This is a genomic window from Paraburkholderia elongata (genome assembly GCF_013177735.1).
GTDB classification, from domain to species: Bacteria; Pseudomonadota; Gammaproteobacteria; order Burkholderiales; family Burkholderiaceae; genus Paraburkholderia; species Paraburkholderia elongata.
In genome coordinates this window covers 1-25,375 of sequence record NZ_WOEZ01000032.1, presented here as the reverse complement: position 1 = coordinate 25,375, position 25,375 = coordinate 1, and the positions used below count along the sequence as shown (strand labels likewise).

Sequence of the window (25,375 nt, the reverse complement as noted above, 5' to 3'; positions counted from 1 at the left end):
ATGGTTTCGCTCGTATACAGCGAATTGTGTGTCTGCGTGGCGGTTCGCGGTGCTTGTTAAAAATTAAATAATGCTAAGGATTCCGATAAATATACGAATCCATAAAAATTATTCTTCGCTCGCGCCAGACTCCGATGTGCCGCGCTTCTTACGCCCTTTGGCCGCGCCCGAGGGCTTGCGAAGCCCAGCCTTTGCCGTAAACGATTTCAGCTTTTTTGTCGGACTTACGTCAGGTTTCCTCCTGACTGCGAGAAGCTTCTCTAAGGCTAGTTCACGCACGCATACAGTCGCAAGGTCATGGCGCTGAAGTGCCTGAAATGTTCGAGATCGTTCCGAAGTCTTTCCCTTGCTGCAAAGTGTCAATACCAGGAGCGAGAAGGGGCACTATGGCAACTTGATTCTATTGGCGGATCAAACCATTGTGAATGTCCGTCTGCCCGATATTAGGTATTGGTCTGAGGGAGCTTCCAGATGTTTCACAAGGAGCAGGCTTCGGGCGGGCGCGCTATATAGGGGCACCGAGTCAGAACAACTGCTTCTGCCCCGACATCAAGGTCGTAAAGTCGTCGCGCAAGAGCGGGAGGATCGCGTCGGCGACCGGTTGCAACTGCCGTGTCAGATAGTGTTCGTAGTCGATCGCCGAGCGCAACGTTTCGAGTGGCTCCGGTCCGGCGGTCGTCATCACATAGCTGATCCAGCCGCCGTTCTGGTATTGCAACGGACGCCCCTGTTGCCCGTTGAACTCGTCGGCCACACGTGCCGCGCGCACATGCGGCGGCACGTTGCGCTCGTAGTCGCCGAGCGAGCGGCGCAGCCGCTTGCGGTACACGAGCTGTTCGTCCAGTTTTCCTGCCAACGTATCGCGAACGTAGTCGCGCACATAGTCCTGATACGGCTGTTGCTTGAAGATTCGCCGATAGAGTTCCTGCTGGAATTGCTGGGCGAGTGGCGTCCAATCGGTCCGCACCGTTTCGAGCCCTTTGTAGACGATGTCCTCGCTGCCGTCCGGCAAAACAGTCAGCCCGGCATAGCGTTTCTTGCTGCCTTCCTCGGCGCCGCGAATCGTCGGCATGAAGAAGCGCTTGTAGTGCCGCTCGAATTGCAACTCGAGTGCGCTCTCGAGGCCGAAACGCTCTTGCAGATTCTGCCGCCACCACACGTTGATATGTTCGACGAGCGCGCGGCCAATGCGGCTCGCTTCTTCTTCGCTGTGCGCGCGCCTCAGCCACACGAAAGTCGAATCCGTGTCGCCATAAATGACCTCGTAGCCTTGCGCCTCTATCAGCTTGCGCGTGGCGTGCATGATTTCATGGCCGCGCATGGTGATCGACGACGCGAGACGCGGGTCGAAGAATCGGCAACCCGTGGATCCGAGCACGCCGTAGAAGGCGTTCATGATGATCTTCAACGCCTGCGAAAGCGGCTTGTTGTGCTCGCGTTTGGCGGCTTCGCGCCCCTGCCACACCTGGCCGACGATCGACGGCAAACAATGGCGTGTGCGCGAGAAGCGTGCGCCGAGAAAGCCCGGCACCGATTGATCGTCACCGGGATTCAGCATGCCTTTCACGAGACCCACCGGGTCGATCAGAAACGTACGGATGATCGACGGGTACAGGCTCTTGTAGTCGAGCACCAGAACGGAATCGTAGAGGCCGGGCCGTGAATCCATCACGAAGCCACCGGGGCTCGCGGCACCGGCTACGTCGCCGAGGTTCGGCGCGACATAGCCTTGCCGATGCATTCGCGGCATATACAGATGCGTGAATGCCGCGACCGATCCACCGCTTCGGTCCGCCGGCAGGCCGGTGACCGTTGCGCGCTCCAATAGAAACGGCAGCAACTCGGTCTTCGCAAAGATGCGTGTGACCAGCTCGCAATCTTTCAGGTTGTACTGCGCGAGCGCGGGCTTGTCTTCGTCGAAGCGGCGCTGGATTTCATCCATGCGCTGATAGGGATTGTCGATCGACTTGCCTTCCCCCAACACGGACCGCGCTACAAATTCGAGGCTGAACGAAGGGAAACTCCACGTTGCGGACCGCAACGCTTCGATACCGTCGATGATCAATCTTCCTGCGGCACCCGCGAAGAAGTGGTTCTGTTTGTGACCGTGCTCACGCCATTCCATCACTGCGCCGCCGCGGCCGAGTCGCAGCGGCACGCGATATTGTTCGGCGTGCTGCTGCAGCACACGCAAATCGAACTGCACAAGGTTCCAGCCGATGATCGCGTCAGGATCGTGCCGTTCCAGCCACGTGTTCAGTTTTTCGAGCAGCTGCGCGCGGGTCTCGCAGTATTCGAGGTCGAAGTCGACACCGCCGGCGTCGCCGTTCGGCGGTCCCAGCATATAAACCTGACGCTGTCCGCAACCTTCGAGCGCGATGGAATAGAGCTCGGCGTGCGCGCTGGTTTCGATATCGAGCGACACCAGCTTCAATCGCGGCCGGTAGTTCGTGGCCGGCTTCAATTCGCTGTTCAGAAGCGGGCCGCCATGCTGCGCATCGCCACCGAACCACACCGGCGCAGTGATGAACCGCTCCATCATGTAGCGCTCGGGTGGGAAAATGTCGGCCTCGTAGACATCGACGCCGCCTTGTTTCAGACGCTTCTCGAAGCCTGTCAATTGCCGGTACTGCGGGCAGTAAAGCCCCATCACCGCCCGATGCTGGAAATCGCACAGTTCGAGCGGGCGCAGATCGAGCGGTGCTTCACGGCGCAGGATCGTTTCTGCACGCTCCCGGTGCTCCGCCGGAATGAAGGCCACCGAAGGCTGAGGGCGCAGGCGGACGTGACGCGCCCCGCCGTCTGTTGCCAGCCAGAAATCCACTTCCGTGCCGGCGGGCGTGTCCCGCCAGTGTCGGGTCAGAATGAAACCCTGTTCAAGCTCAGTCAAACTTCCACCTCTAAACGGGCGTCATCGCCTGGCTCGATTTTACCGTTATGCGGTTGTGGCCGTTGCTCGGCTGGATGCAGACGCGCCGCGCAGTCTGTATGATCGTTTTGCAGCGATTCCTTCGGCGCAGGCCATGCGCCGATCAAGTCCACCAAGAACGGAGTGAACGATATGAATTTGAGCAAACTTGTTGTTGTGGTCGCGGTAGCTGCAACCAGCTTTGGCGCGCAGGCGCAAGTCGCCGGTACGCAACCCTTGAGCGTCACGGTCGAGCAATCGAATGCGCTGCTGAGCGGCTGGAGTGTGAAGAAGAGCATTCTCGGCAAGGCCGTATATAACGACCAGAACGAAAAGATCGGTTCGATCCGCGATCTGGTGATCGCTCCCGATGGCTCGCTGTCCGCTGCAATCGTCGCCGCCGGTGGATTTCTGGGCGTGGCGTCGCATGACGTAGCGGTGCCCGTCGCGGCGCTCGATATTCGTTCAGGGAATTTCTATCTGGCCGGCGCGACCAAGGACGCCTTGAAGGCGACGCCCGAGTTTCAGTACAACAAAGTCCAGACGCCGCCGAAGCCTAAAAAGCTGACCGGCCAGTAATGCACGGAGCCGGCGGATTCGGGGGCTGAATCACGCTTCCAAAGCGAGCGTGGCGAACGTCCCCAGCCAGTGTTCGCCCATATAGTCGCCGGCAACGTGCGGCAGGGCGGTCTGAAGATGACACTCGGCCGAATCGAACAATACTGTGCGGCGCACGTCGCCGGTGGGCAGCGCGCGCGCCAACGACCGCTGGCACCATGCGCGGCTCAGATTCAGGCCATCCAGGTGGGCGATCTTGCCATCGGTGCGGTCGGTCACGGTGACGGGTTCGAACAGTGTGGCGGGCTTCTTCGCGCCGAGATCCGGCAGAAAACGCCCGAACCATTCGACGAATTGCGCGGGCGGCAAGATGCGCCGCATCAATTCCGCTTCCATCAGCGAAGGCGACAAGAACTCGTCGCCGGCGGGCTCCCATGCCTGGCACGCGACGTCGTTCAGAAACCAGCGCTCTGCCGTATTCACCAGCAGCGCTTCAAGCGATTCACGTGAAGTTTGCCGCGCGAAATCGAGCGTGAGCGCGAGCGCGAATGCCATGTTGAAGTGCGTACCGACGCGCAACGGGTAGGTCGCCTTCGGCAAAAATTCCTCGAAGCGCTCGACAAAGGCCTCGGTAAGCGGCGCAAAAGTTTTGGACCAGCGTGCGGCTTCCGATAGCTTCAGCGACTGGAGTTGCGCGCTCAGCGCGAGCAGCCACGCCCACCCATACGGGCGCTCGAAACCGCGGTTGAGCGGCAGATCGAGATACGCGAGCTCGCCGGCCACATTCGCTTCGGTGAAATGCTCGTCGACCACCGCGATGATGCGCGCTGCATCAGGCAGATCGGGAAAGCGGTCGAGCAGATGCAGGATTAGCCAGTAGCCATGCACGCACGAATGCCAGTCGTAGCTGCCGTAAAAAATCGGATGCAATGCGCGCGGGCCTTGCACGTCTTGCGGGCCGGCAAGCGAGTGGGTCAGCTTGTTCGGATACTCGCGCGTGAGGTGGGCGAGTGCCAGATTGGCGAATTTGGACGCGAATTCGGGCGTGAGTTGAATGGTCATCGGCGCCTCCTCAAAAGCGGAATACGAACAGGTACAACAGTATGGTATCGACGATCAACAATAGTAAAGCGGTCGGCCACTGCGCCTTGATCACGCCATTCTGGTCTTTCAGTTCCAGCAGCGCAGCCGGCACGATATTGAAGTTGGCAGCCATTGGGGTCATCAAAGTGCCGCAGAAACGTAGAGGGATTCGAGCTTGATCATCATCGTGCGATACCTCATCCCTGTCCCCGTTCCATTGCCTGCATGTTCATCTTGCGCGACAGATCGCGCTCGAGCGGCGTCAGGCGCACGACGTGAATGGATTGCGGGGATCGCAGGCGACGAAATCTAACACGGGAATTTATCGATAAATAGTCGGCAAAATGCGTTTTTTTGGGGTAAACGCTAAGGATGACGGGTGGTCGCGCCGATGCGCTGATCCGCCAGGCTGCGTCGTTCGGCACCATTGCGATGCGCAGTCATGTCGACGTCGACGCGACGACGGGTCTGGCCAATCTGCATGCCGTCATGGAAGCGCGCGAGACATGGCGCGGCGTCGTGGATATCGAACTCGTCGCGTTCCCGCAGGCGGGTGTCGTGTCGTGCCCCGGCACGGCGGAGATTCTTGATGCAGCAGCCCGTGAAGGCGCGCAGGTCGTGGGCGGTATCGATCCGACAACGTTGGATGGCGACGCTGAAGGCCAGCTCGACATTGTCTTTGACATTGCTGAAAAGCGCGGTGTGAAAATCGATATTCACCTTCATGAGCCGGGGCAGCAAGGTATTGATCAACTGCACCGCATTGCTGCGCGCACCAGGGCGACGGGGTTGAACGGCCGGGTATCGGTGAGCCACGCCTACGGGCTCGGCGACGTCGTGCCCGAGGTGGTCGATCGTGTCGCCGTCGCGCTGGCGGAAGCCGGCGTATCGATCATGACGAATGCGCCGGGCGACCGCGCGTTCCCGCCGATCCTGCAACTACGCGCGGCAGGTGTGCGTGTGTTCACCGGTAACGACAACATTCAGGACGCGTGGTGGCCGTATGGCAACGGCGACATGTTGCAACGAGCCATGCTGGTTGGTTACCGCTCCGGTTTCTATACGGATGAAGCGTTGCGCGTCGCGTTGGACATGGCGACGGAAGCAGGAGCCGCCGTGCTGGGGAAAAGCGGCTACGGACTAAAGGTCGGCAATGAGGCGACGTTCGTCGTGGTGAAAGCGCCGAACGCCGCTGCCGCCGTTGCTGCCGCACCTGCTGATCGGGCCATCGTTCGAAGCGGGCGATTCTGGGGCGATTCGTCCCGTTTGCATTTCAAGGTCACGACGCCCGGACAAGGCATCGCCGACTGAAACCGCCATCCGGCAAAAAGCCGGTGTGTGACGTGCCGCAAGCCCGCTCCGGCCTCAATAATGACTACGCTTCCACAGCGTTGGCGGCGTTTCCAGCAGATGACGCAGACCTGTGCGGTCGAACGCGCGATCCGCGGCCGCCGACACGCGCTCGAGTATGTCTCCTTCGTCGACCGATAGCACCCGGTAGTCCTCCATCAGGATTTTGCCGCCGACCATCGTCATGCACACGTCGCCGGCATTCGCGAAGCAGGTGAAGCGATGGACGGGCATATTCATCGGCATGAGGTGCGGCTTGTACAGGTCGACCAGAATGATGTCGGCTTGCTTGCCCACTTCGAGCGAACCGAGCTCGTCGTCGAGTGACAGCGCCTTGGCAGCGTCGATCGTGACCATTTCGAGCACCTTGCCGTGCGGCAGGACGTCCGGGTCACGAAAATGACGGCGGTGGTAGTGCATGCATTGCCACATATGGCGGAACATGTCGTAGCCCCGGTCGGGCGCCGCGCCATCCGACCCGATCGCCACCGTCACGCCGGCATCGATGAGTTCCGGCACCGGGCAACGTCCGATAATCGACATGATCGCGCTTGGGTTGTGCACGATCGAGGCGCCTGTCTCGACGCACGCCGCGATGTCCGCGGCGGTGAGATCGATGGCGTGCGACATGAACGACTTCGCGTTCAGCAGTCCCAGCTCGCGATGCGCGAAATCCAGCGAGCCGGCGCGATGGCCATCCTGCGTCAGGCTTAGACCGCGTGCGCGGGCCAACGCCGTGTAGCGTTCGGCCTGAAGCCGGAAGACGTGTTCGTACGCCGCGTGCTCGGGATAGTGCTGCGGTGCATAGACGGGCAGCGTCAACGCAATCTGGATGCGGCCGTTCGCGTCACCGTGGCATGCGTCGATGATGTCCTTGCACACGTCGTACATCTGCGCGAAATCGATATCGCGCGTCACGCTGCCGTTCGCGCCGTGCCGGGTGTAGGCGCGCGGTTCCGGTGGTCGCGAAGGTCCGATCGCGACGATCGAGCGGGTGCCCGTTCTGACCACCGCGTCACAGTGCCGCCGCGCATACACGGGGTCGTCGACGCGCATGATCGAATCGCCGCCGCCGAGCAGCGATACGCCCGTCGTCACACCCGCCTTGAGGCGTTCCAGTGCCGCAAGATGCGATTCCATTTCCCAGAACGTTTCGTCCGATGCGCGCGTATAGATCGCCTCGCACGCCGCCGACCACGCATCGCCGTTCGCGCCGCCAATCGTCCTGAGCATCGCGTGCCCGGCGTGGGCATGCGCGTCGATCAGGCCTGGCAGCACTGCCTTGCGGCGTGCGTCGATCACGCGGTCTGCCTGGTATTGTTGCGCGAGCGCGCGGGTCTCGCCGACGGCGACGATGCGTTCGCCCTTGATGGCCACTGCACCATCCTCGATGACGCGACGAGAGGGATCGAGTGTGATCACGCAGCCGTGCTCGATCAGGATGTCGACCTGTTGCTTATGGTTCATATACGGACTCTTATTGTGAGGTGCTCGTGCACGGTTACACAGCGTTGACCAGTTCGCCGTCGCGCACGACGATGCGTCCGTTCGCGATGACCAGCTTGCGCCTCGGCCGGGCAACCACGGCATGCGCGACGCATTTCGCATCGACCAGCACGAGGTCCGCGCGTGCGCCGACGCGCAGGCCGTAGTCGGCGAAACCGCAACCTCGAGCCGCAGCGTCGCTCACGCAGTCGAATGCAATCGCGAGGTCGTCGTCGCGCCGCAAGTCGTAGCGCATGCCGATCAGCATCGCGCGCTCGAGCATGTCCGGTACGCCATACGGCGACCAGGTGTCGCGAATGCCATCGTTGCCGCCGAAGATCGTGACGCCTTTGTCCCTGCAAATCTTGAGCGGCGGAACGGGGCGAGACGGCGGCGCGCTGGTCAGAAGCGCCACGCGCAGATGCGCGATCCGTTCGAGCAGCACGTCGCGCTCACGTTCCGGTAATGCGCCGAGGCAGAACGCGTGGCTGACGACCACCTGACCCTGCATGCCCATCGCCTCGACGCGATCGAGCAGCAGTTTCAGCGTGAATGCGCCGACTTCACCGGGTTCGTGCAGATGGATATCGATCGGCTTGCGGTAGCGTTCCGCCAGCCCGAAGGTCGCGTTCAGCGACGCGACGGGATCGCCGTCGATCAACGCAGGATCGAGCGCGCCGAGTACGTCGGCGCCTGCGGCGAGCGCGCTGCCGAGCAGTTCGACCGTGCCTGGACGGATCAACATCCCCGACTGGGGAAACGCGACGATCTGCATGTCGAGCACATCGCGCATCGTCTGCCGTGTGCTGAGCACGCCTTCGACGTAACGGATCCCCGCGTCGGTATCGACGTCGACATGGGTGCGCAGGCGTGTCGTGCCTGCCTGCACGAATGCCCGCGCCAGCGCGAGCGACTGGATGGCCGCATCGTGTCCCGACGTCTTGCGCCATTCGCGCTCGTTGTTGATCCGGTCGACGAGTGCAGGTCCGACCTCGTTGCGATACCACGACCGGCCCCAGTGGCTTTTGTCGAGGTGCGTGTGCCCTTCGACGAAACCCGGCAGCAGCAACGCGCCGCCGCCGTCTTCGGCCAGAGCATCAGGTTGCGCTTCGACATGCGGCCCGAGCGCCGCGACGCGATCGTCGACAATTGAAACGGAAACCGGTTGGCCGTCAGCCAGCCGGACGTTGGAGAGAAGAAGAGAGCGAGTCATATTGGTCAAGCCGATTCGACGGAAGTGGCGATACGGGCTCGCAGCGCGCGCTGCGCGGCGCTGATCGCGATGAACACCACTGCATTGGCGAACAGCGCGACGAGGCCCGTGTTGATGGAGGTAAAAGCGATGGGCGCGCCCGGGAAAACAGAGGCCAGCGTCATACCGCGCCAGTTCACCAGCGCCAGCACGATCGCGCCCGCGAAGATGCCGCCGAATGCCGCTTCCCGGGTGCCGAACGGGCGCTTCAGGAAACTCGAGGCGAGCATGGGTACGAGTTGCGTCAGCAGGCTCGACGAGAAGATCGCAAGGGCGACGAAGTTCGAACCGCCACGCAGCACGAAGTAGACGACAACCAGCGTGAACAGGGGCAGCGCGATTCGTGCGACGCGGCCGACTTGCCTGTCGCTCGCCTGTGGTGCGAAGCCTTCGCGGTAGATGTTGCGGGCGATCATCGTCGACGCGTTGAGCATGATCAGCGAGCCTGGCACCAATGCTGTAAGCAGACCGGCGCCGCCGACGATCCCGACGAACCACGACGGGAAAGTCTGTTTGACGAGCCGCAGCAGCGCGAGATCGGTTTGCGCGCCTTCGAGCCCGTGCACGGTCAACACGGCGGCGAAACCGACGAGGAACAGGAACGCGATCAACACCTGGTAGATCGCCATCAGCATGGTGTTCTTGCGCAGCGCCGACGCGTCGCGTGCCACGTAGACGGCAGTGAAGCCGTGTGGGTACAGGTAGTAGCCAAGCGATGTCAGCAGGAGTGTCGAGTTGTACCAGCTCAGATTGAAGCCGCGCTCCGGCATGCGCAGCAGTTCCGGATGCACGGCGTCGATGCGCGCGAACATCTCGCCAAAGCCGCCGAAGTAGTGGAGTGGCAAATACGTGCCGAGGAAAATCGCGAGACCGAGGATCAGCACATCCTTGAAGATCGCAATGCTTGCCGAACCGTGGATGCCGGAGACGCTCATGTACAGGACCATCAGCGTCGCGCTGATCCAGATGGCCGTTTCCTGCGAGATCAGGCCATATGACATCTCGGAGACGATAATGCCGAGACCGCGTAACTGGATGATCAGCAACGACACCATCGCGAAGACGGCCACCACCGACACCAGCACGCCGATGGCGCGGCTGTCGTACTTCGAAGCGAAATAATCGGCGAACGACACGAGGCCGTGTTCCTTCGCGTAGCGCCAGATGGCGGGCAGCATCCAGTAACCGAACACGTACGCGAGACAGCCGTACGACAGGATGTAGAACGCCGGTACCCCCTTGCTATAGGTCCAGCCACTCGCGCCGAGAAACGAGAAGGTCGAGAAAGCCTCACCGGCCATCAGCAGGAAGGTAAGCAGCGACCCGAAGCCGCGCCCGCCGACGGCCCATTGTTCCAGGCTGAGCGTCTTGCCGCGACGCGCGTACAGGCCGACCGCCAGCGCGAAGAGGGCAAACAGGATGATGATGACGAGTGCGGCGTTCATTGTCCGTCTCCCGTGCGCTCGCTCCCGCGCGCTGCTTCGTCACGGCTGTCAAGGCAATAGATGATTGCGAGGATGGCGGCCGTTGCAGCCATCCAGAACAGATTCCACACGAGCAGAAACGGCAGGCCGAACAGGAGGGGTCTGCCGGCGGCGAGCGTGCCGCCCGAATAGATGCCGATGAACGGCAACGCGGCCAGCAGAAAGCGAAGTTTCATAGGGTCCCTCCTGGGGTGTCTTGCGTGTCTCGTCATGGGGTTTTTCTTTTGTCGACATCGCTTGATGTTATCCATCTCGTCCGGCATTCAAAAATTAAATGTTCAAATGCCAATCAGTTGAAAATCAAATACTATTAGTCAGATGTATGCCGTTGTCAGGCGCAGCGTTGCCTGACTGCAGCGGAGCAGCGATGTGCCGTTCATGAGGTCCGCGCGCGATTGCCAGCCTGCCTGATGCGTGATAGAAATCGGCGTCCGCATTCAAAGATCAAATGGTTCGATGAAACACAACGCCAAAGCACGTACACCGTTGTTCGATCTGGATCTGCTGAAGGCCATCGTCATGGTGGCCGATTGCGGCACTTTTACTGCGGCTTCCGCACGGCTTCATTCCACGCAGTCCACGGTGAGCCAGAAAGTGCGGCGTCTGGAGGACATGGCGGGACACAAGCTTCTCGAGCGAGGCAGTCGTGACGTGACTCCGACCGATGCCGGAGAAACCCTGCTCGCCTATGCACGCCGGATGCTTGCCCTCAACGATGAAATGTTTGAGGCGCTGTCGGGCGCGACGGTGGGGCTGACTGTCCGGCTGGGTGTACCGGAAGATTTCGTCGGCGGGCCGACAACCCATATGCTCGCCGCGTTCAACCGCAAGCATCCGCAGGTCAAGCTGGAAGTGACGAGCGGATTGAGCCGCGACCTGAGCAATAGCTACGATCGTGGCGAACTCGATCTGATCCTCGTGAAGCAGCGGCGCAACAGCCGCGAGGCAGTCGCGTGCTGGCCGGAGCAATTGAGGTGGATCGACAGTGCGAAGAATCCTTCGATCCAGCTTGATCCGATTCCCATCGTCGCGTTTCCGCCGCGCGGGCTGTACCGTGACGACATGACCAACGCGATCGAGGGACTCGGACGCCGCTGGCGGATGAGCTTCATCAGTTCGAGTTTGAGCGGAATCCAGGCGGCCGTTGCCGATGGTCTCGGCATCAGCCTCCTGCCTGCGCGCGCGGTGACGGCGGATCACGCCGTGCTGACACCCAAAAGCGGGCTGCCTTCAATCGAAACTATGGATATCGCGCTGCTTCACCGCCCGACGGCCGATGCCGCTGTCAAGGAACTCGCGCGTGCGTTGGCGCGTATGCTCGGGCCGCAGCGCCGATAAGGCAGCTGTGCCGCACCAGCAGATAGTGCCCTAAGCGGCGCTCTTCGGCGGTGATCTGCATACACCACTGCGGGGTCAGCGCTCAGTCGGACAGTCGCTCGCTGACGCCGCGGCCATGGTAAGTGTCTGGTAAGTTGCAAGGCCACACAATGGCTGCGCCTGGCGCAGCGATGGGTTCACCTTCCGTGCGGTCCGATCGGTTGAGTTGGAGTCAAACTGCACAACTCTGTCGGTAAACCTAACTGATTGCCTCCTGAGTATTGGGTTTAAGGAGTTCCGCAATGGAGTTCTCACGTCGTCAGTTCATTTTAAAAACGGCCGCCCTTGTCTCCTTTTGCGCGGGGACAGATATACGCTGGCGAACACGCGGCAGTGAACAGGATAAGGGGCACGGTAAAACGAAAGGCGGTCATAGCGTGATCTCCAGAGAAGGGTCGGGATTTGCTTGCACCGGGCGATTACCGACATCGGCCATTTCAAGGCGCGCGCCGGCAAAGGGCTGCGCGACGATTGGAATGCGGCGCCGCCGGTCGGGCGCAATATTGGGTGCAATATCGGGCGCAATACCCAGCAGTTCTGTCGCAACGTCTATTACCCGGTTTGCGTCAAGCGTCAACAGGCAATCGCTCCAGCTGTCGACGTGGGCTTCGCAGCCCTCCAGCTTGCAGGGCACACACGCGCCTGTGCCCTGAAGCAGATAGACGTTGCCGCGCTGCCCGGAGCCGGAGGTGAGCCAGGGGCTGCTGCCGGTCCAGCCCTTTGGCCACGGTCCCCAGCGAACCGGATTCGATGGGCCGAACAGCGCGATTGTCGGGGTGCCGGTGGCAGCCGCGATATGCGAGGCCGAGGTGTCGGGGCCGACGAAGAGCCGCGCACGGCGAATCACTTCGGCGGTTGCCGCGAGGCTCAGCTTTCCGACCAGATTGATGGCTTTGATTCCGGTCCGCTCGCAAATATCGCGCGCATACGTCACTTCAGCTGCCGCCGGGCCGCCTGTCAGTACGACGGCATAGCCGCGTGCGTGCAGGAACGCCAGCACGGCGATCCAACCTTCGGCGTGCCACATTTTGTAGGTATACCGCGGATACATGTGCACCACCGCGTAGGGCTTGCCGTTTGTGGACGCGAGCAGCGGATCCAGTTGTTCGAGCTGCGCAGGCTGATTCAGCACCGCGGGCGGGACGACTTCGAAACGGGGCGTGATGCCAAGCAAAGCCATGAGCGACACACCGCTTTGGACGGTATGCACGCTGTGGCCATGTTCGATCACAAAGCGGTTCAGCATCAACTTCTTGAGCCAGCTTCTGCGAGCAGGCGCGACGATGCCGATGCGCTTGCGTCCTGCCATCCAGCAAAGAAAACTGGCGAGACTGGACGTTCGCAGTGAGCATCCAAGATCGTATTTGCCCCAGATTTTGCGGACATCCGCAACACGCTCAGTTAGCTTCGCATGAGGTGTAATACAGATGACACATCTGATGTCGGGATTGTTTTCCAGCACCTCGCCGGCGCCTTCGAACACCAGCATATCGATCTGCGCATCGGGCCAACGCGCTTTCAGCGAGCGCACCACAGGGGTGCTGAGCAACACGTCGCCGATACGGCCGGTACAGATCACGAGGATCGAGCGGGGCGGGGTGGCATCGGGGAAAAGTGCGGCCATGTAGCGCTCTGTGGGTGGATCTGCACGACAGTACCGACCCGGCAGCTGTCGCAAGCAAAATTTCAGTAGACCGCGGGCATGCCTGCCGGGCGGTGTTTGAAGCGCCTGTGGACCCAGTAGTACTGGTCGGGAAGGCGCAGGATTTGCCTTTCAAGAAACGTGTTCATCGTGCGTGCGTCAAGCGTTTCGCTGTCTGTGGGAAAGTTTTCGAGCGGATCGAAGATCGTCAGCTTATAGCCGCGAAATGCGGGTAATACCTCGGTCACAAAGGGCACGACGCGCGCACCGCCCAACTTCGCGAGACGTGATACGGAAGTGAGCGTGCAGGCCGGCACACCGAAGAACGGCGCGAACACCGAACCCGTTGTTCCGTGGTCCATGTCCGCCGCCAGCATCACGGGAATGCCTGAGCGCAGCAGCCTGACAACATGTTTCGCACTCGCGCTGCGTTCGATCATATCTGCACCAAACCGTCCCCGCTGACGCCGCGCAAGCTCACAGACACGCGTGTTCGACATGCGCGTGTAAAGCGCGGCGACCGGCAGGCGCGAGGAATACAGCATGCAACCTACCTCGATTCCGACGAAGTGAAAGCCCATGAATATTGTAGGCGGTGCGTGCGGATCGTGCAGATCGATGCGACTGTCCATTTCGACCAGCCGCTCGATCGTGCGCAAACTGCCGAACCACTGAAAGCCCCGCTCCAGATAGCTGCGCACAACGTGCTGGAAATGGGCGAGCGCAAGGTCTTCGCGCTCGCGCTCGGTTTTCAGCGGGAAGCACAGGCGTAGATTGACGAGCACCACGTGCCTGCGGTGGCTCGGCAGCTTGTACAGCGCGGCGCCAAGCGTATTGCCGGCTCTCGCGACCAGCGCGTACGGCAGAACCGACAGTAGCCGCAGCAAACCGAGCAGCAGCCAATAACCGAGAATTTTCATGCCTAAGTCCATTGTCAATTGATACATTGATGGCCACGCAGTTCAAGATGCATCTGGACCAGCCACGCAAAGGGGCAGTCATCGTCAATCGATGCTTCGAGATCGTGCTTTTCAATTAGTTGAACCTTATGCGCTTGCCTCGCAGCATCGAACGCTCGCCGTGCGCTCCAGCGCAGCACCAGCATAATCAGGGCGGCGAGCAGAAAAATGCTGCCCAGGTAAGGCAATGTAGGCGTGCCGTCGTCGAGCAGGCCGAGCAGTGACGCGAGACTGACGCACGGGACGATCGCGATAGCTGTCGAAACCGAAAAGAGCACAAGGTTGGCGCGCAGTGCGGTCGCAGTACTGGCTTTCATGGACACGCTCCCCACAGTCAGATGAACTCGGTCTTCATGCTGGATGCGCATGGCTTAACTGACACTTAACGGTGAGCTGCGCAGACCGTCATGCGTCGGCCATGCAGCTATTGAGGCGAGGGATCTGGGTAGTCCGGCAACTTGTCGGCGTCGCCGGATTTCGTCGAGAGCATGCGGCGCCTCTGCAGGTAGAGGTCGCGAGTGAATGAATAGGGATCGATCGCGGCCTGCGAAAGCAGATTCGACGCGCTCAGCAGATCGGCGCGGGCGCTGACAAAGCGGGTGCCGGCCACCGATGCCCGGACAGCAACCGGCGCTGCCGCGAACGGGTTGAGGAAGCTGTCGACGACGACGTTACTCACATCCCGCACGCTGCTCGGGCCGAACAACGGCATCACCAGATATGGCCCGATCGGTACGCCATAGTGAGCAAGCGTCAACCCAAAATCCTGATGGTGCTTGGGCAGGCCCGCGGGCGTCGCCCAGTCGATCAGGCCGCCAATCCCCAAGGTGGAGTTGAACGCAAAGCGCACCACATCCTCGCTCGCGTCCGTCGCTTTCAGTTGCAGCAGGTCATTGGCAAAGTTGCCGATATCGCCAAGGTTGGAGAAAAAATTGCGCACTGCGGTTTGCACCGGTGTCGGCATCACCTTCTGATAGGCCTTCGCGGTCGGTTTGGCAACATAGGTGTCGACCTTGTCGTTGAACGAGTAAATGGTCCGGTTCATCGGTTCAAGCGGGTCGCCGGCGGTACGCCCGGGCCCCGTCGCGCATCCCGATGAAAGAAGCACCGTGGCGGCGAGCGCCAACGTATTCAGATCGCACCGTTTCATCGCGGGACTCCAGGTACAAGAATGACAAAAGGGGTACTAACCATGCGGCGCAGTGGCCGTGGCGAAGGACAGTCGATTCGATGGTGCGACCGGAAGACTTACCGGCCACTTACCGATCACCTTGCGGTCCCTTACCGCTAGCACTGTGCAACCCCCTTATGTGCCACCCGCGCTGGAGGTTTGGCACACGGGCGCACGTGCGTTGGTGCGCTTGCATCGATGTAACGCGCAACTCGCGGAGCGATGTCTGCGCCAGTAAGTGGCGGGTAAGTCGGTAGCCGCCATGATGCAGCATCTCCCGTGCGGGAATTGTCCAGCCATGCGGCCGGCACGATCCTGGGTGCGGGCTCTACACGACCGACGAGTGCTATGGCGATGACCGATGAGCATGACACCCAACTGACGATTATTTTCCTCGCGTTGCCCGTAATATCCCCGTCGGGTTGCGCTCATCGGCGGGGGCGAACGCGTGCTCGCTGAGCGTTTTGTTCGTGAGGCAGCGTGTGCTGTTACGTACTGCGTGCTTGCCGCTACCACTGCGTGTTCGACCCAGTCGCCCTACGCGCCTGCACATTTCAACGATCACCTGGTATGGGCGAATCAGTCGGGCAATCCGGCGTTTCTGCTGCCACCGAACGAAGATTGGTGGTCCGCGCTCGACGATCCCGTCCTCAGCGGCCTGATCGAGTCCGCGTTGGCCAGCAGCCCGTCGCTGGCGCTGGCTGATGCTCATCTTGCCGAGGCGCGCGCCACGCTGGGTTTAAAGACCTCGCTCAGTCATCCTCAGATTAGTGTGAATGGCAGCGGTGGACGCGCCCGCGTCCAGTCGGCCAGCGGAGCGAGCACCACCCAGGTCGGCAATTCGATTACGGGCGGTCCCACCTTCGCATGGGAAATCGATCTGTTCGGACGGTTGCGCGACGCGCAGGATGCGGCGGCGAGCCGGCTCGATGCGCGCAACGCCGATGCGCAGTCCGCGCGGCTCTTAGTGTCGAGCCAGGTTGCGGGCGCGCTGGTGTCGTTGCGGGCGTGCCGCTTCGGCCTCGGTGTGAAGCGCGACGACATTGCGTCGCGCGAACGCGATCTCGCATTGACGCGTCGCCGCGTTGCGCTCGGCTTCGCGCCTCCGGTCGACGAGAGCCGCGCAATCAGCGGCCTCGAGGATGCCCGCGCGAGCCTGATCTCGCAGGACGAGAGTTGCGTGAAGGACCGTGACGCGCTGGTCGCGTTGAGCGGTTTGACAGCGACGGAGATCGACGCGCGCATCACGTTGACGGGCTTTGCCACAGATCAGCAAAAGGAGCCGGGTTACCCACGCGTTCCGCAAGTCGCGCTGGCTTTGCCAGCGACAGTGCTATCGCGTCATCCGGCCGTGATCGCGGCGGAGCGTGAAGCCGCGGCGACGTATGCGGAGATCGGCGTTGCACGCGCCAACCGTCTGCCGGTCATCAATCTCACATCGGCACTGACGGGCAACTGGATCTCGGCGTCGGGCAGCACACTGTCGTTTCTGGGCTGGTCGCTAATCTCAGGTATCGGCGCGCCCCTTTTCGATGCGGGCGGTGGCGCGGCTTCGGTCGACGCGGCCACCGCGCGCTATCTCGCCGCGCTCGCGTCCTTGCATTCGACCTTGCGTAACACCGCCCAGGACATCGAAGACGCGCTCGCCGAGCAGTCCCATGCAAGCGAGCGACTCGCGGCGGCGATCCGCGCCCGCGATGCCGCGCGGGCCACGCTCGATGCAACCGAGTCGCAGTGGCGGGCGGGTGCGGTCAACCTCTTCCAGCTGGAAGACACGCGCCGTCAACGCGAGGCCGCCGACCAGACCGCCATCGATGCCGCGCGCGCCAGCATCCAGGCATGGATCGATATCGTGCGCGCGTCGGGCAACGCGGCCGCGTTCGTCACCACACCCATGTACCAGGAGTAAGAGGATATGTCACAGCCGTTCAATCGCCGCGTCGTACGTTGGCGCGGCATGTGGGCGACCCGGCGCAACGTGATTCTTGGCGCGCTCCTGAGTGGGTTGCTGGCTGCCGGTCTGGCGGGTGTCGCACTACATGGCCGTCCAGCCACGCAAGCGCAACCGCCAGCTGCGAGCGCGCTTACGGTCTCGCTTACCGCCCCTTATCGTGTGCGCCTACCGGACAGTGTGGCGGTGTCCGGCTCGATCGCGCCGTGGCAGGAAGCGTCGATCCGCTCGCTGCTGGCCGGTGCGCGTCTCGCCGAGATTCGCGTCGATACAGGCAGCTCGGTTAGGCGCGGTCAATTGCTGGCCCGCTACGACACGACGATGCTGCAGGCGGATGTCGCTCAGGCGGCCGCGGCGCTGGCTCAAGCCAAAGCGGCGGCCGAGCAGGGGCGTGCGAACGAGGCGCGCGCGCTCGAGATGAAGGACAGCGGCGGCATCAGCAAACAGGACCTGCTGCAATATCGGACCACGGCCGCCGTGACTCGCGCGCAGGAGCAAGCCGCGCGTGCGCAGCTGCAGGCGCGTCAGATCGACCTGCATAACGCCGACGTGATCGCGCCGGACGACGGCACGATCAGCGCCCGTAGCGCGACACTCGGATCGGTCGCGCCGGTGGGCCAGGAATTGTTCCGGCTGATCCGTCAGGACCGGCTGCAATGGCAGGCCGAGGTGGCGCCCGCCGAGGTGGCGTCGATCGCGGCCGGTCAGCGGGTCGTGGTGCGCCTGCCGGACGGCAGCAAGGCGGGCGGCACGGTCGTGCACATCGCGCCGGCGTTGGATACGCAATCGCATGTGGCGATCGTGTACGCGGACCTCGAAGCGGGTTCGCACGCTCGCGCGGGCATGTATGTGTCGGGCCAGATCGTGCGTGGTGATAGCGACGCGCTGCTGGTGCCGGACTCCGCACTGGCGATGCATGACGGCCGCAGCCACGTCGCAGAGGTGGTCGGGCGCGGCGGCGTGCAACGCGTCACGCTGCGCGAGGTGCAAACCGGCCGGCGCGATGGCCGCGCGGTCGAAATCGTGAGCGGGCTATCGGGTAGCGAACGGCTCGTCGCCGACGGCGCGTCCCTGCTCAACGAGGGCGACGTCGTCACGGTCATCCCAGGCAACGCCACGCTGCCTGCTACGCTCATCGGAGCTGCCCAATGAACTTCGCCTCCTGGCCGATTCATCACCGGATTCCGGTGATCGTGCTGTTTATCTTCCTGTCGCTCGCGGGGTTGTGGGGTTTCAAGAGTCTGCCGGTACAGGACATGCCGGACCTCGACCTGCCGACGCTGAACGTGGTGTTGTCGTTGCCGGGCGCCGCGCCCGCGCAACTTGAGACGGACGTCGCGCGCAAAGCCGAGGACGCACTCGCCACCTTGCAAGGCATCAAGCACCAGACCACGGCGATCGTCGACGGGCAGGTGCATATCGAAGTGAAGCTGTTCATCGGCCGCAACCTGTCGGATGCGCTCAACGAGGCGAAGGACGCGCTCGATCGCATCCGCACGGACTTCCCGGCCGACATGGACCCGCCGGTCGTGACCGCGGTGCGCAGCGATTCGCAGCCGATCATGACGTTTGCGGCGAGCTCTTCCCGGCTCAGCGAAGTCGATCTGTCGTGGTACGTGGACGATACGGTGAGCAAGGCGGTGCTGGCAGTGCCCGGTGTCGCACGGATTGAGCGGGTGGGCGGCGTGTCGCGCGAAGTGGAGGTCGTGGTGGACCCGGCGAAGCTCACGTCGGCGGGGCTGACGGCAGTCGATCTGTCGCATGCGCTGCGTCTCATGCAGATGGACGCGTCGGGCGGCCGCGGGCGGCTGGGCGAGGGGGAGCAGTCGATGCGCGTGGTTGGCACCGTGCCGCAAGCGTCCAGCCTCGCGCGTTTTCCGATCTCACTGGCCGATGGCCGCTGGCTCACACTGGACCGTGTGGCGAGCGTGCGCGACAGCGTCGCCGAACCGCTCGAAGCCGCCACGCTTGGCGAACGCCGGGTGGTCGGCTTTCGCATCTACCGCTCGAAAGGGGCCGACGAGACCCGCATCGCAGCCGGCGTCGACGAGGCGCTGCGCAATCTGCACGCGGCGGATGCGACCTTCAGCGCGCAACTGATCTCGAGCACGGTCGACTATACGCGCGAGCAGTACCGCGGCTCGATGGACATGCTCTACGAAGGCGCGCTGCTTGCCGTGCTGGTGGTGTGGTGGTTTCTGCGCGATCGCCGCGCGACGCTGGTGGCCGCAACCGCGTTGCCCTTGTCGATCCTGCCGACCTTCGCGACGATGCAATGGCTCGGCTACTCGCTGAACACGCTGACCTTGCTTGCGCTGGCAGTTGTGGTCGGCGTGCTGGTCGACGACGCGATTGTCGAGATCGAGAACATCGAGCGGCACGTGCGGATGGGCAAGCCGCTATTGCGGGCAGCGACGGATGCCGTCACCGAAATCGCACTGCCGGTGACGGCGACCACGCTGACGCTGGTCGCCATCTTTCTGCCGACCGCGCTGATGGGCGGCGTGCCGGGATTGTTCTTCAAGCAGTTTGGCTGGACCGCGGTGGTCGCCGTTCTGATGTCCCTGCTGGTGGCGCGCCTGCTCACGCCGATGATGGCGGTGGCCTTTCTCAAACCGATACCGTCGCACGATGACGCGCCGTCGCGAGTTATGCGGCGATACCGGCGGATGGTCGGCTGGTGTCTCGCGCACCGCAAGACGACGCTACTGCTGACGCTGGCATTCATGATCGGTTCGGTTGTGCTCGTGCCGTTTATTTCCAGAGGTTTCGTGCCGGCATCGGATCGCGGCTATATCACCGTCAACGTCGAGCTCGCGCCGGGCAGTTCGCTCGGCGATACGCTCGCCGTGGAGCGCAGCGCGCAGCAGCGTCTGGCGGGATTGCCGGGCATCGAGACCATCTTCAGCGTCGCCGGCAACAATGCGAGCACCAGCTTCGAGGCGGTGCAGACCACCGGTGTGCGCTTCGGCACCATGACGCTCGAGCTCGCGGCGCGAGGTGGCCGAGCGGATCAGGCAAGCATCGAAGCGGAGGTGCGCGAGCGTCTGTCGAGCGTGCCCGGTGCGCGCTTTTCGGTGAGCGGTGGCGGCCTCGGCCAGAAATTCCAGATCATCCTGAGCGGTAACAATACATCGGTACTGACCGAAAGCGCACGCCGCGTCGCCAACGAGATGCGCGGCGTGCCGGGCCTCTTCAATGTCGCTTCGACGGCGAGCATCGAGCGTCCGGAGATCGTGATTCGTCCCGACATGGCGGCTGCGGCGAATCGGGGCATCAGCACGGCGACCATCGGCGAGGCCGTGCGCATTGCCACCGCCGGCGACTTCGACACTCAACTGGCGCGGCTCAATCTCGACGACCGGCAGATCTATCTGCGTGTGCGGCTCGGCAATCACTCGCTGGAGGATATCGGCGCAGTGTCCGATCTGCGGCTGAAGGGACGCGACGGCCTCGTGCCGCTCGGCTCGATTGCCAATGTGTCGCTCGGTAGCGGGCTTGCACAGATCAACCGCTTCGACCGCAAGCGATACGTCACGATATCCGCCGATCTGGGCGGCGCGTCTCTCGGCGACTCATTGCTGGCAGTCAAGGCGCTGCCGGCGGTCCAGACTTTGCCTGCCGGCGTCCAGTTGCTCGAAGACGGCGATGCGGACACGATGGCCGAGTTGTCGTCCAGTTTCCTGATGGCGATGGTGACCGGCGTGTTCTGCGTCTACCTGCTGCTCGTTCTGCTGTTCAGGGACTTCCTGCAGCCGGTGACAATTTTGTGCGCACTGCCGCTATGTCTCGGTGGATCGTTCCTGCTTCTGCTACTCACGCGCAGCGAGCTGGACGTGCCTTCGATGGTCGGTCTGATCATGCTGATGGGTATCGTCACGAAGAACTCGATCCTGCTGGTCGACTACGCGATCCGCAACCTCGACGCGGGTCTTCCGCTCGCGAGTGCGATCGTGGACGCCTGCATGAAGCGTGCGCGAGCCATTGTGATGACCACGGTCGCGATGACCGCGGGCCTGTTGCCGATCGCGCTCGGCTTCGGCGCGGACGCCAGTTTTCGCCAGCCCATGGCATTTGCGGTGATAGGTGGTCTGTTGACGTCCACGGCGCTCAGCCTGCTCGTCGTGCCGGTAGTGTTCATGTATTTCGAACGCCCGCGCAACGCCTTGAAGCGCCGTTTCGAACCGTCCAAACCCAGTCAGACCGACTCGCGGACCGCACTGTGACAGATGCGACGCGGCTCCCGGTAGCGAATTCTTGAAACGCCTGTTTCGGTAAGTGGGCAGTAAGTCGACGCGCACTAAAGTTTGCCCGACGCTGACCCCACCACAAGGAACGACTGTGAAAATAGTTTATCGCCGGGAACGCCAGCTGTTGCTGGCCGTCGCTTCAGTCCTGTTGCATTCGGGCGTTGCCTGGGCCGATGGAGTAAGCGCGGAGCCGCCGGACGTCGACGATACAGGATTCGCTATACTGAGTAATGCAACCAATGTCACGCACTGGGGGCTTGGCGTCGGCGCCGGGTTCGAGCAGGCGCCATATAAAGGTTACGGAACCAAATTCTCGCCTATCCCATTGCTGTTTTTCGACGATAAATGGGTTCACGCGGTTGGCACGACTATCGACCTGAAGATCGGCACCTGGGATCATGTGTCGGTGGCGCTGCGCGGCAAGTACGCACTCGGCGACGGCTACAAAAGTTCCGATGCACCAATCCTCAACGGTATGCAGGATCGCAACGGCGCGTTCTGGTTCGGTCCCGCGCTGGCCTGGCGCACCGGATACGGGAACCTGACCGGTGATTTCATGACCGGCGGAAACAAAGGGCAGATGGCCAGTCTCGACTTTGGCAAGGCGTTCAGCTTCGGTAGATTATCGATCGAACCGCACGTGGGCGCCGAATGGCTCAGCCGGAAATACGTTGACTATTATTACGGTGTCCGGGCGTCGGAGGCTCGACCTGGCCGTGCGGCGTATAACGGAACGTCGACGTTCGACACCTCAGTTGGGGCGCGGTTCGACTATCACTTTACACGTCACCAGATGGTCAGCTTCGACATTGGCGTGGCGCATCTCGGCAGCGGTATTACCAACAGCCCGCTGGTCGGCAAGCGCTACATTCCGCAGGGCAAGACTGGTTATCTCTATCAATTCAATTGAGCATAGGTCCATGTCGAGAGTCGCACTCGTCGAAGATCCCCCACGCCTGGCCAACATGATCCGGCAGGCGTTGTTGGCCGCAGGTATCGAGACCGACATTTTCGGCACACTGTCGGAGGCAAGCTACGGGGTTGGACGCGGGAATGACTGGAACCGTGCCACGCATGACTGGAAAGCCTCCTAAAACAACTCAAGAATCCGGTGATACATCATCCCGAGTTCAAGCGCCGGCCCACGCAACGCTGGCCCACCAGGAAAGCGCGCATGCCGCAACTGGGCGAACAGATCGAAGGCCGCTGTCTCACCGGCCATCGCCTTTGCAATGACGCGTCCGGCAATCCCGGTCAACGCCACGCCATGCCCGGAAAAGCCCTGCACATAGAAGTAGTTTGGATCAATCGAGCCGAAATCGGGCGCGCGATTGCGCGTCACGTCGACAAAACCGCCCCACGCATAGTCGATTCGTACATCGTCGAGCTGCGGGAACACGCCGATCATGCGCTTGCGAATCTCTTCACCGAGTTGCACGGGCGACGCGCCGGTCGAACTCGCGCGCCCGCCGAACAGCACGCGATGATCAGCCGACAGACGGAAGTAATCGAGGAAGAAGTTGTTATCGCAAATCGCCTCGCGCCCTTCGATCAGGGCGCCGGCGCGTGCTTTGCCGAGCGGCTCCGTGGCGACGATATACGACGCAATCGGCGCGATGCGTGCGGCTACCGGCGCGGGCAACACGTCGCCGATCGTCGCATTGCCGCATGCCGCGACGAAGCGGCAGCGCACCTCGCCGTGAGCGGTGCGCACGATAGGCCGTGCACCACGCACGACTTCGATCACCGGCGAATGCGCGAACAATTGGGCGCCTTCACGACGCGCTGCGTCGGCGAGACCGAGGCAGTATTTGAGCGGGTGCAGATGGCCGGAAAACGGATCGTAGACGCCGGCCAGATAGCGTTGCGAAGCGACCCGTGAACGCACTTCGTCGGTATCGAGCCACGAGAGTTTCGTATAACCCCAGCGTTGTGAGGCTGACTCCATCCACGAACGCAAATCCGGTACGCGCTTCGGTTTGATGGCCACCGTCAGATAGCCGGAGGTGAAATCGCAATCGATGCCGTAACGCTCGATGCGCTCGCGCACCAAAGCGACACCTTCCACGGACATCGCCCACGCAGCGCGGGCGCCGTCGAGTCCGAGTTGTCGTTCGATGATTTCGTCTTTCGCGAAACCGACCAGCGTCTGCCCGCCGTTGCGGCCCGACGCCCCCCAACCCGGACGGTGCGCATCGAGCACCACCACCGACAACCCGCGCGCCCGGCATTCCAACGCCACCGACAAACCGGAGAAGCCCGCGCCGATCACGCAGACATCGGCTTCCACGATGCCGTCGAGCATCGGATCGTCGGCAAGCGGACGCGCGGCGCTCGCTTCGTAGTAGGAGTTGGCGATCAGCGCATCGGCGCGGCGGTCGAGGGTGTTAAAGCCGGGAGTCGGAGCATTCATCAAAGCAGGTCCTTCATTCGATACCAGGCCATCGCGAGCACGAGAGCAGGGGTGCGCAGTGTAGCGCCGCCGGGGAAGTCGCGGTGACGAATCTTGCCGAACAGATCGAAGCGCGAAGCCTGGCCGTCGATCGCTTCGGCGATCAGCTTACCCGCGAGCCCGGTGGTGTTCACGCCGTGGCCGGAGAAGCCCTGCGCGAAATACACCGTAGGCGACAGCCGGCCGAAATGCGGCGCACGATTCATCGTAATGTCGACGAAACCGCCCCACGCATAGTCGATTTTGACATCGTCGAGTTGCGGGAAGGTCTTCAGCATATCGCGGCGCATCGCCTCACCGAGGTTGCGCGGCGCGAGCTTCGAATAGCTGACTTTACCGCCCCACAGCAGGCGGTTGTCGGGGGCAGGCCGGAAATAGTCCAGCACGAAGCGGCTGTCGCACACGGCCGCTTTTGCTGGCATGAGCGCTTCCGCGCGATCGGGGTCGAGCGGTTCGGTGGCAATCACGTAGGTGCCGACCGGCATGATCTTGCTGGCGACATCCGGCGCGAGTTCACCGAGGTAGGTATTGCAGGCGAGCACGACGAATTGCGCATTCACCTTGCCGCGCGCGGTTTCGGCCACATGCCGGCCGTTTTCCTGACGCAGCGCAGTGACGCAACTGTCTTCGAAAATCTGTACGCCGGCAGCGCGTGCAGCGCGCGCCAGACCGAGCGTGTAATTCAGAGGGTGCAGATGGCCGCTGTCGGCATCGAACAATCCGCCGAGGTAGCGCTGCGATTGAACATAGTCGCCGACACCATCGGCGTCGACATAGCTGTAGCGGTCATAGCCGAAGCGCCGTTGCGCTTCGTCGCGCCATTTCTGCAGCGCATCCGTATCGCGCGGCTTGTTCGCCGCAGTCAGATAACCGATGGTCAGGTCGCAGTCGATCTGATGCTTCGCGACGCGTTCCTTGACGATATCCAGGGTTTCGAGCCCCATGTCCCAAACACGCTTCACGTCATCCGCGGGCATGAACTTCGCGAATGTGTCGATATCGCAGGCAAAGCCGCCGATCAACTGGCCACCGTTGCGGCCGCTCGCGGCCCAGCCGACTTTCGATGCTTCGAGCACCGCGACCGAATGACCGCGTTCGGCGAGATTCAACGCAGTCGAGACGCCGGTGAGGCCCGCGCCGATCACACAGACGTCGACGTTGAGCGTTTCTTCGAGCGGAGGGTGGCGCGTGGTGTCGTTAGCGGTTGCTGCGTAATACGAGGTGACGTGAGGCTGGTTTGAGAATCGGAGCATAGGCAGAGCATGCAGAAGAGGCCTTGGCGCGTAGCCCGCGGTGAAGCCGGGCCACGCGATGAGGCGGGTCGTTTTAGAACGAGTAGATGAACTGCGTCGCGAGCAGGTCGTTGGACTTGCCGTACGAACCGTCGTTCTTCAGGAACACCTGCTTGTTCGCCCAGTCGTGACGGTATTCCACCTTGACCGTGATCTGCTGG

The 25,375-nt window shown here is 62.3% G+C and carries 21 protein-coding genes and 1 pseudogene; 8 read left to right on the top strand and 14 right to left on the bottom strand.

The genetic code is table 11. The annotated features are described in order from the left end of the window. Positions 1 to 523: 523 nt before the first annotated feature. A complete protein-coding gene (locus tag GNZ13_RS05480; protein ID WP_172161229.1) occupies positions 524 to 2,890 on the bottom strand; it encodes a DNA polymerase II in 2,367 nt (788 codons plus the stop codon). A 171-nt stretch (positions 2,891 to 3,061) separates the two neighbouring features. Here GNZ13_RS05480 and GNZ13_RS05475 point away from each other — a divergent pair, with 171 nt between their 5' ends. Next, positions 3,062 to 3,487, top strand: coding sequence for a PRC-barrel domain-containing protein (locus GNZ13_RS05475; RefSeq protein WP_172161227.1), 426 nt, complete (start codon positions 3,062 to 3,064; stop codon positions 3,485 to 3,487). A gap of 30 nt (positions 3,488 to 3,517) precedes the next feature. Here GNZ13_RS05475 and GNZ13_RS05470 read toward each other — a convergent pair whose 3' ends face one another. After that, a complete protein-coding gene (locus tag GNZ13_RS05470) occupies positions 3,518 to 4,528 on the bottom strand; it encodes a DUF2891 domain-containing protein (protein ID WP_172161225.1) in 1,011 nt (336 codons plus the stop codon). A 10-nt stretch (positions 4,529 to 4,538) separates the two neighbouring features. Continuing rightward, positions 4,539 to 4,706, bottom strand: a pseudogene (locus tag GNZ13_RS05465) (5-oxoproline transporter, DUF979 family subunit); the annotation flags it as partial. Between the two features lie 215 nt (positions 4,707 to 4,921). On the opposite strand from GNZ13_RS05465, the gene GNZ13_RS05460 reads away from it, so the two are divergent. Beyond that, a complete protein-coding gene (locus tag GNZ13_RS05460; protein WP_236001820.1) occupies positions 4,922 to 5,860 on the top strand; it encodes an amidohydrolase in 939 nt (312 codons plus the stop codon). A 54-nt stretch (positions 5,861 to 5,914) separates the two neighbouring features. On the opposite strand, the gene GNZ13_RS05455 is transcribed toward GNZ13_RS05460, so the two are convergent. From GNZ13_RS05455 to GNZ13_RS05440, 4 genes are read right to left on the bottom strand one after another with little or no spacing between them, the layout of a single operon-like run. Beyond that, positions 5,915 to 7,366, bottom strand: a complete 1,452-nt coding sequence (locus tag GNZ13_RS05455; protein WP_172161223.1) for an amidohydrolase family protein — start codon at positions 7,364 to 7,366, stop codon at positions 5,915 to 5,917. A gap of 34 nt (positions 7,367 to 7,400) precedes the next feature. Next, on the bottom strand, positions 7,401 to 8,597 hold the full coding sequence (locus GNZ13_RS05450) for an amidohydrolase family protein (RefSeq protein WP_172161221.1): 1,197 nt from the start codon (positions 8,595 to 8,597) through the stop codon (positions 7,401 to 7,403). A 5-nt stretch (positions 8,598 to 8,602) separates the two neighbouring features. Continuing rightward, on the bottom strand, positions 8,603 to 10,081 hold the full coding sequence (locus GNZ13_RS05445; RefSeq protein WP_172161219.1) for a sodium:solute symporter family protein: 1,479 nt from the start codon (positions 10,079 to 10,081) through the stop codon (positions 8,603 to 8,605). Continuing rightward, complete coding sequence (locus tag GNZ13_RS05440) at positions 10,078 to 10,296, bottom strand: DUF3311 domain-containing protein (protein ID WP_172161217.1); 219 nt, start codon at positions 10,294 to 10,296, stop codon at positions 10,078 to 10,080. The genes GNZ13_RS05445 and GNZ13_RS05440 overlap by 4 nt, the downstream gene beginning before the upstream one ends. A gap of 280 nt (positions 10,297 to 10,576) precedes the next feature. Between GNZ13_RS05440 and GNZ13_RS05435 the strand changes: the two genes are divergently transcribed. Next, the gene (locus GNZ13_RS05435; protein WP_172161215.1) at positions 10,577 to 11,458 is read left to right on the top strand and encodes a LysR family transcriptional regulator; all 882 of its coding nucleotides are present in this window, start codon (positions 10,577 to 10,579) and stop codon (positions 11,456 to 11,458) included. Between the two features lie 409 nt (positions 11,459 to 11,867). Here the strand turns inward: GNZ13_RS05435 and GNZ13_RS05430 are convergent, their stop codons facing one another. The 4 genes from GNZ13_RS05430 to GNZ13_RS05415 form a co-directional block, all read right to left on the bottom strand. Continuing rightward, on the bottom strand, positions 11,868 to 13,121 hold the full coding sequence (locus GNZ13_RS05430; protein WP_172161213.1) for a glycosyltransferase family 9 protein: 1,254 nt from the start codon (positions 13,119 to 13,121) through the stop codon (positions 11,868 to 11,870). Between the two features lie 62 nt (positions 13,122 to 13,183). After that, complete coding sequence (locus GNZ13_RS05425) at positions 13,184 to 14,059, bottom strand: lipid A biosynthesis lauroyl acyltransferase (protein ID WP_172161211.1); 876 nt, start codon at positions 14,057 to 14,059, stop codon at positions 13,184 to 13,186. A gap of 14 nt (positions 14,060 to 14,073) precedes the next feature. Continuing rightward, complete coding sequence (locus tag GNZ13_RS05420) at positions 14,074 to 14,415, bottom strand: hypothetical protein (RefSeq protein WP_172161209.1); 342 nt, start codon at positions 14,413 to 14,415, stop codon at positions 14,074 to 14,076. A gap of 107 nt (positions 14,416 to 14,522) precedes the next feature. Continuing rightward, positions 14,523 to 15,224 (bottom strand): MlaA family lipoprotein, encoded by a 702-nt coding sequence (locus tag GNZ13_RS05415; protein ID WP_407945606.1) that lies wholly within the window; start codon positions 15,222 to 15,224, stop codon positions 14,523 to 14,525. A gap of 493 nt (positions 15,225 to 15,717) precedes the next feature. Between GNZ13_RS05415 and GNZ13_RS05410 the strand changes: the two genes are divergently transcribed. The 5 genes from GNZ13_RS05410 (at position 15,718) to GNZ13_RS05390 (ending at position 22,564) form a co-directional block, all read left to right on the top strand. Then, positions 15,718 to 17,178, top strand: coding sequence for an efflux transporter outer membrane subunit (locus tag GNZ13_RS05410; protein WP_172161205.1), 1,461 nt, complete (start codon positions 15,718 to 15,720; stop codon positions 17,176 to 17,178). A gap of 6 nt (positions 17,179 to 17,184) precedes the next feature. Further along, positions 17,185 to 18,372, top strand: a complete 1,188-nt coding sequence (locus tag GNZ13_RS05405) for an efflux RND transporter periplasmic adaptor subunit (RefSeq protein ID WP_172161203.1) — start codon at positions 17,185 to 17,187, stop codon at positions 18,370 to 18,372. Then, positions 18,369 to 21,446, top strand: coding sequence for an efflux RND transporter permease subunit (locus GNZ13_RS05400; RefSeq protein WP_172161201.1), 3,078 nt, complete (start codon positions 18,369 to 18,371; stop codon positions 21,444 to 21,446). Before GNZ13_RS05405 ends, GNZ13_RS05400 begins: the two co-directional genes overlap by 4 nt. A gap of 115 nt (positions 21,447 to 21,561) precedes the next feature. Then, positions 21,562 to 22,380 (top strand): MipA/OmpV family protein, encoded by an 819-nt coding sequence (locus GNZ13_RS05395; RefSeq protein ID WP_172161199.1) that lies wholly within the window; start codon positions 21,562 to 21,564, stop codon positions 22,378 to 22,380. Between the two features lie 10 nt (positions 22,381 to 22,390). Then, a complete protein-coding gene (locus tag GNZ13_RS05390) occupies positions 22,391 to 22,564 on the top strand; it encodes a hypothetical protein (RefSeq protein ID WP_216674722.1) in 174 nt (57 codons plus the stop codon). Here GNZ13_RS05390 and GNZ13_RS05385 read toward each other — a convergent pair. From GNZ13_RS05385 to GNZ13_RS05375, 3 genes are all read right to left on the bottom strand, one after another. Continuing rightward, complete coding sequence (locus GNZ13_RS05385; protein WP_172161197.1) at positions 22,561 to 23,883, bottom strand: NAD(P)/FAD-dependent oxidoreductase; 1,323 nt, start codon at positions 23,881 to 23,883, stop codon at positions 22,561 to 22,563. The two genes, GNZ13_RS05390 and GNZ13_RS05385, sit on opposite strands and share 4 nt — an antisense overlap. After that, positions 23,883 to 25,175, bottom strand: a complete 1,293-nt coding sequence (locus GNZ13_RS05380) for an NAD(P)/FAD-dependent oxidoreductase (protein WP_172161195.1) — start codon at positions 25,173 to 25,175, stop codon at positions 23,883 to 23,885. Before GNZ13_RS05380 ends, GNZ13_RS05385 begins: the two co-directional genes overlap by 1 nt. Positions 25,176 to 25,248: 73 nt before the next feature. Further along, the coding region (locus GNZ13_RS05375; RefSeq protein WP_172161193.1) for a DUF3138 family protein at positions 25,249 to 25,375 on the bottom strand (127 nt) is incomplete at its 5' end.

Bases quoted from the DNA above. Each gene is read 5' to 3' on its own strand.
- GNZ13_RS05435 (WP_172161215.1), top strand. From the start codon at position 10,577: ATGAAACACAACGCCAAAGCACGTACACCGTTGTTCGATCTGGATCTG.
- GNZ13_RS05405 (WP_172161203.1), top strand. From the start codon at position 17,185: ATGTCACAGCCGTTCAATCGCCGCGTCGTACGTTGGCGCGGCATGTGG.
- GNZ13_RS05470 (WP_172161225.1), bottom strand. From the start codon at position 4,528: ATGACCATTCAACTCACGCCCGAATTCGCGTCCAAATTCGCCAATCTG.
- GNZ13_RS05450 (WP_172161221.1), bottom strand. From the start codon at position 8,597: ATGACTCGCTCTCTTCTTCTCTCCAACGTCCGGCTGGCTGACGGCCAA.
- GNZ13_RS05430 (WP_172161213.1), bottom strand. From the start codon at position 13,121: ATGGCCGCACTTTTCCCCGATGCCACCCCGCCCCGCTCGATCCTCGTG.
- GNZ13_RS05380 (WP_172161195.1), bottom strand. From the start codon at position 25,175: ATGCTCCGATTCTCAAACCAGCCTCACGTCACCTCGTATTACGCAGCA.
- GNZ13_RS05455 (WP_172161223.1), bottom strand. From the start codon at position 7,366: ATGAACCATAAGCAACAGGTCGACATCCTGATCGAGCACGGCTGCGTG.
- GNZ13_RS05400 (WP_172161201.1), top strand. From the start codon at position 18,369: ATGAACTTCGCCTCCTGGCCGATTCATCACCGGATTCCGGTGATCGTG.
- GNZ13_RS05460 (WP_236001820.1), top strand. From the start codon at position 4,922: ATGACGGGTGGTCGCGCCGATGCGCTGATCCGCCAGGCTGCGTCGTTC.
- GNZ13_RS05420 (WP_172161209.1), bottom strand. From the start codon at position 14,415: ATGAAAGCCAGTACTGCGACCGCACTGCGCGCCAACCTTGTGCTCTTT.
- GNZ13_RS05445 (WP_172161219.1), bottom strand. From the start codon at position 10,081: ATGAACGCCGCACTCGTCATCATCATCCTGTTTGCCCTCTTCGCGCTG.
- GNZ13_RS05385 (WP_172161197.1), bottom strand. From the start codon at position 23,883: ATGAATGCTCCGACTCCCGGCTTTAACACCCTCGACCGCCGCGCCGAT.
- GNZ13_RS05475 (WP_172161227.1), top strand. From the start codon at position 3,062: ATGAATTTGAGCAAACTTGTTGTTGTGGTCGCGGTAGCTGCAACCAGC.
- GNZ13_RS05440 (WP_172161217.1), bottom strand. From the start codon at position 10,296: ATGAAACTTCGCTTTCTGCTGGCCGCGTTGCCGTTCATCGGCATCTAT.
- GNZ13_RS05390 (WP_216674722.1), top strand. From the start codon at position 22,391: ATGTCGAGAGTCGCACTCGTCGAAGATCCCCCACGCCTGGCCAACATG.
- GNZ13_RS05425 (WP_172161211.1), bottom strand. From the start codon at position 14,059: ATGAAAATTCTCGGTTATTGGCTGCTGCTCGGTTTGCTGCGGCTACTG.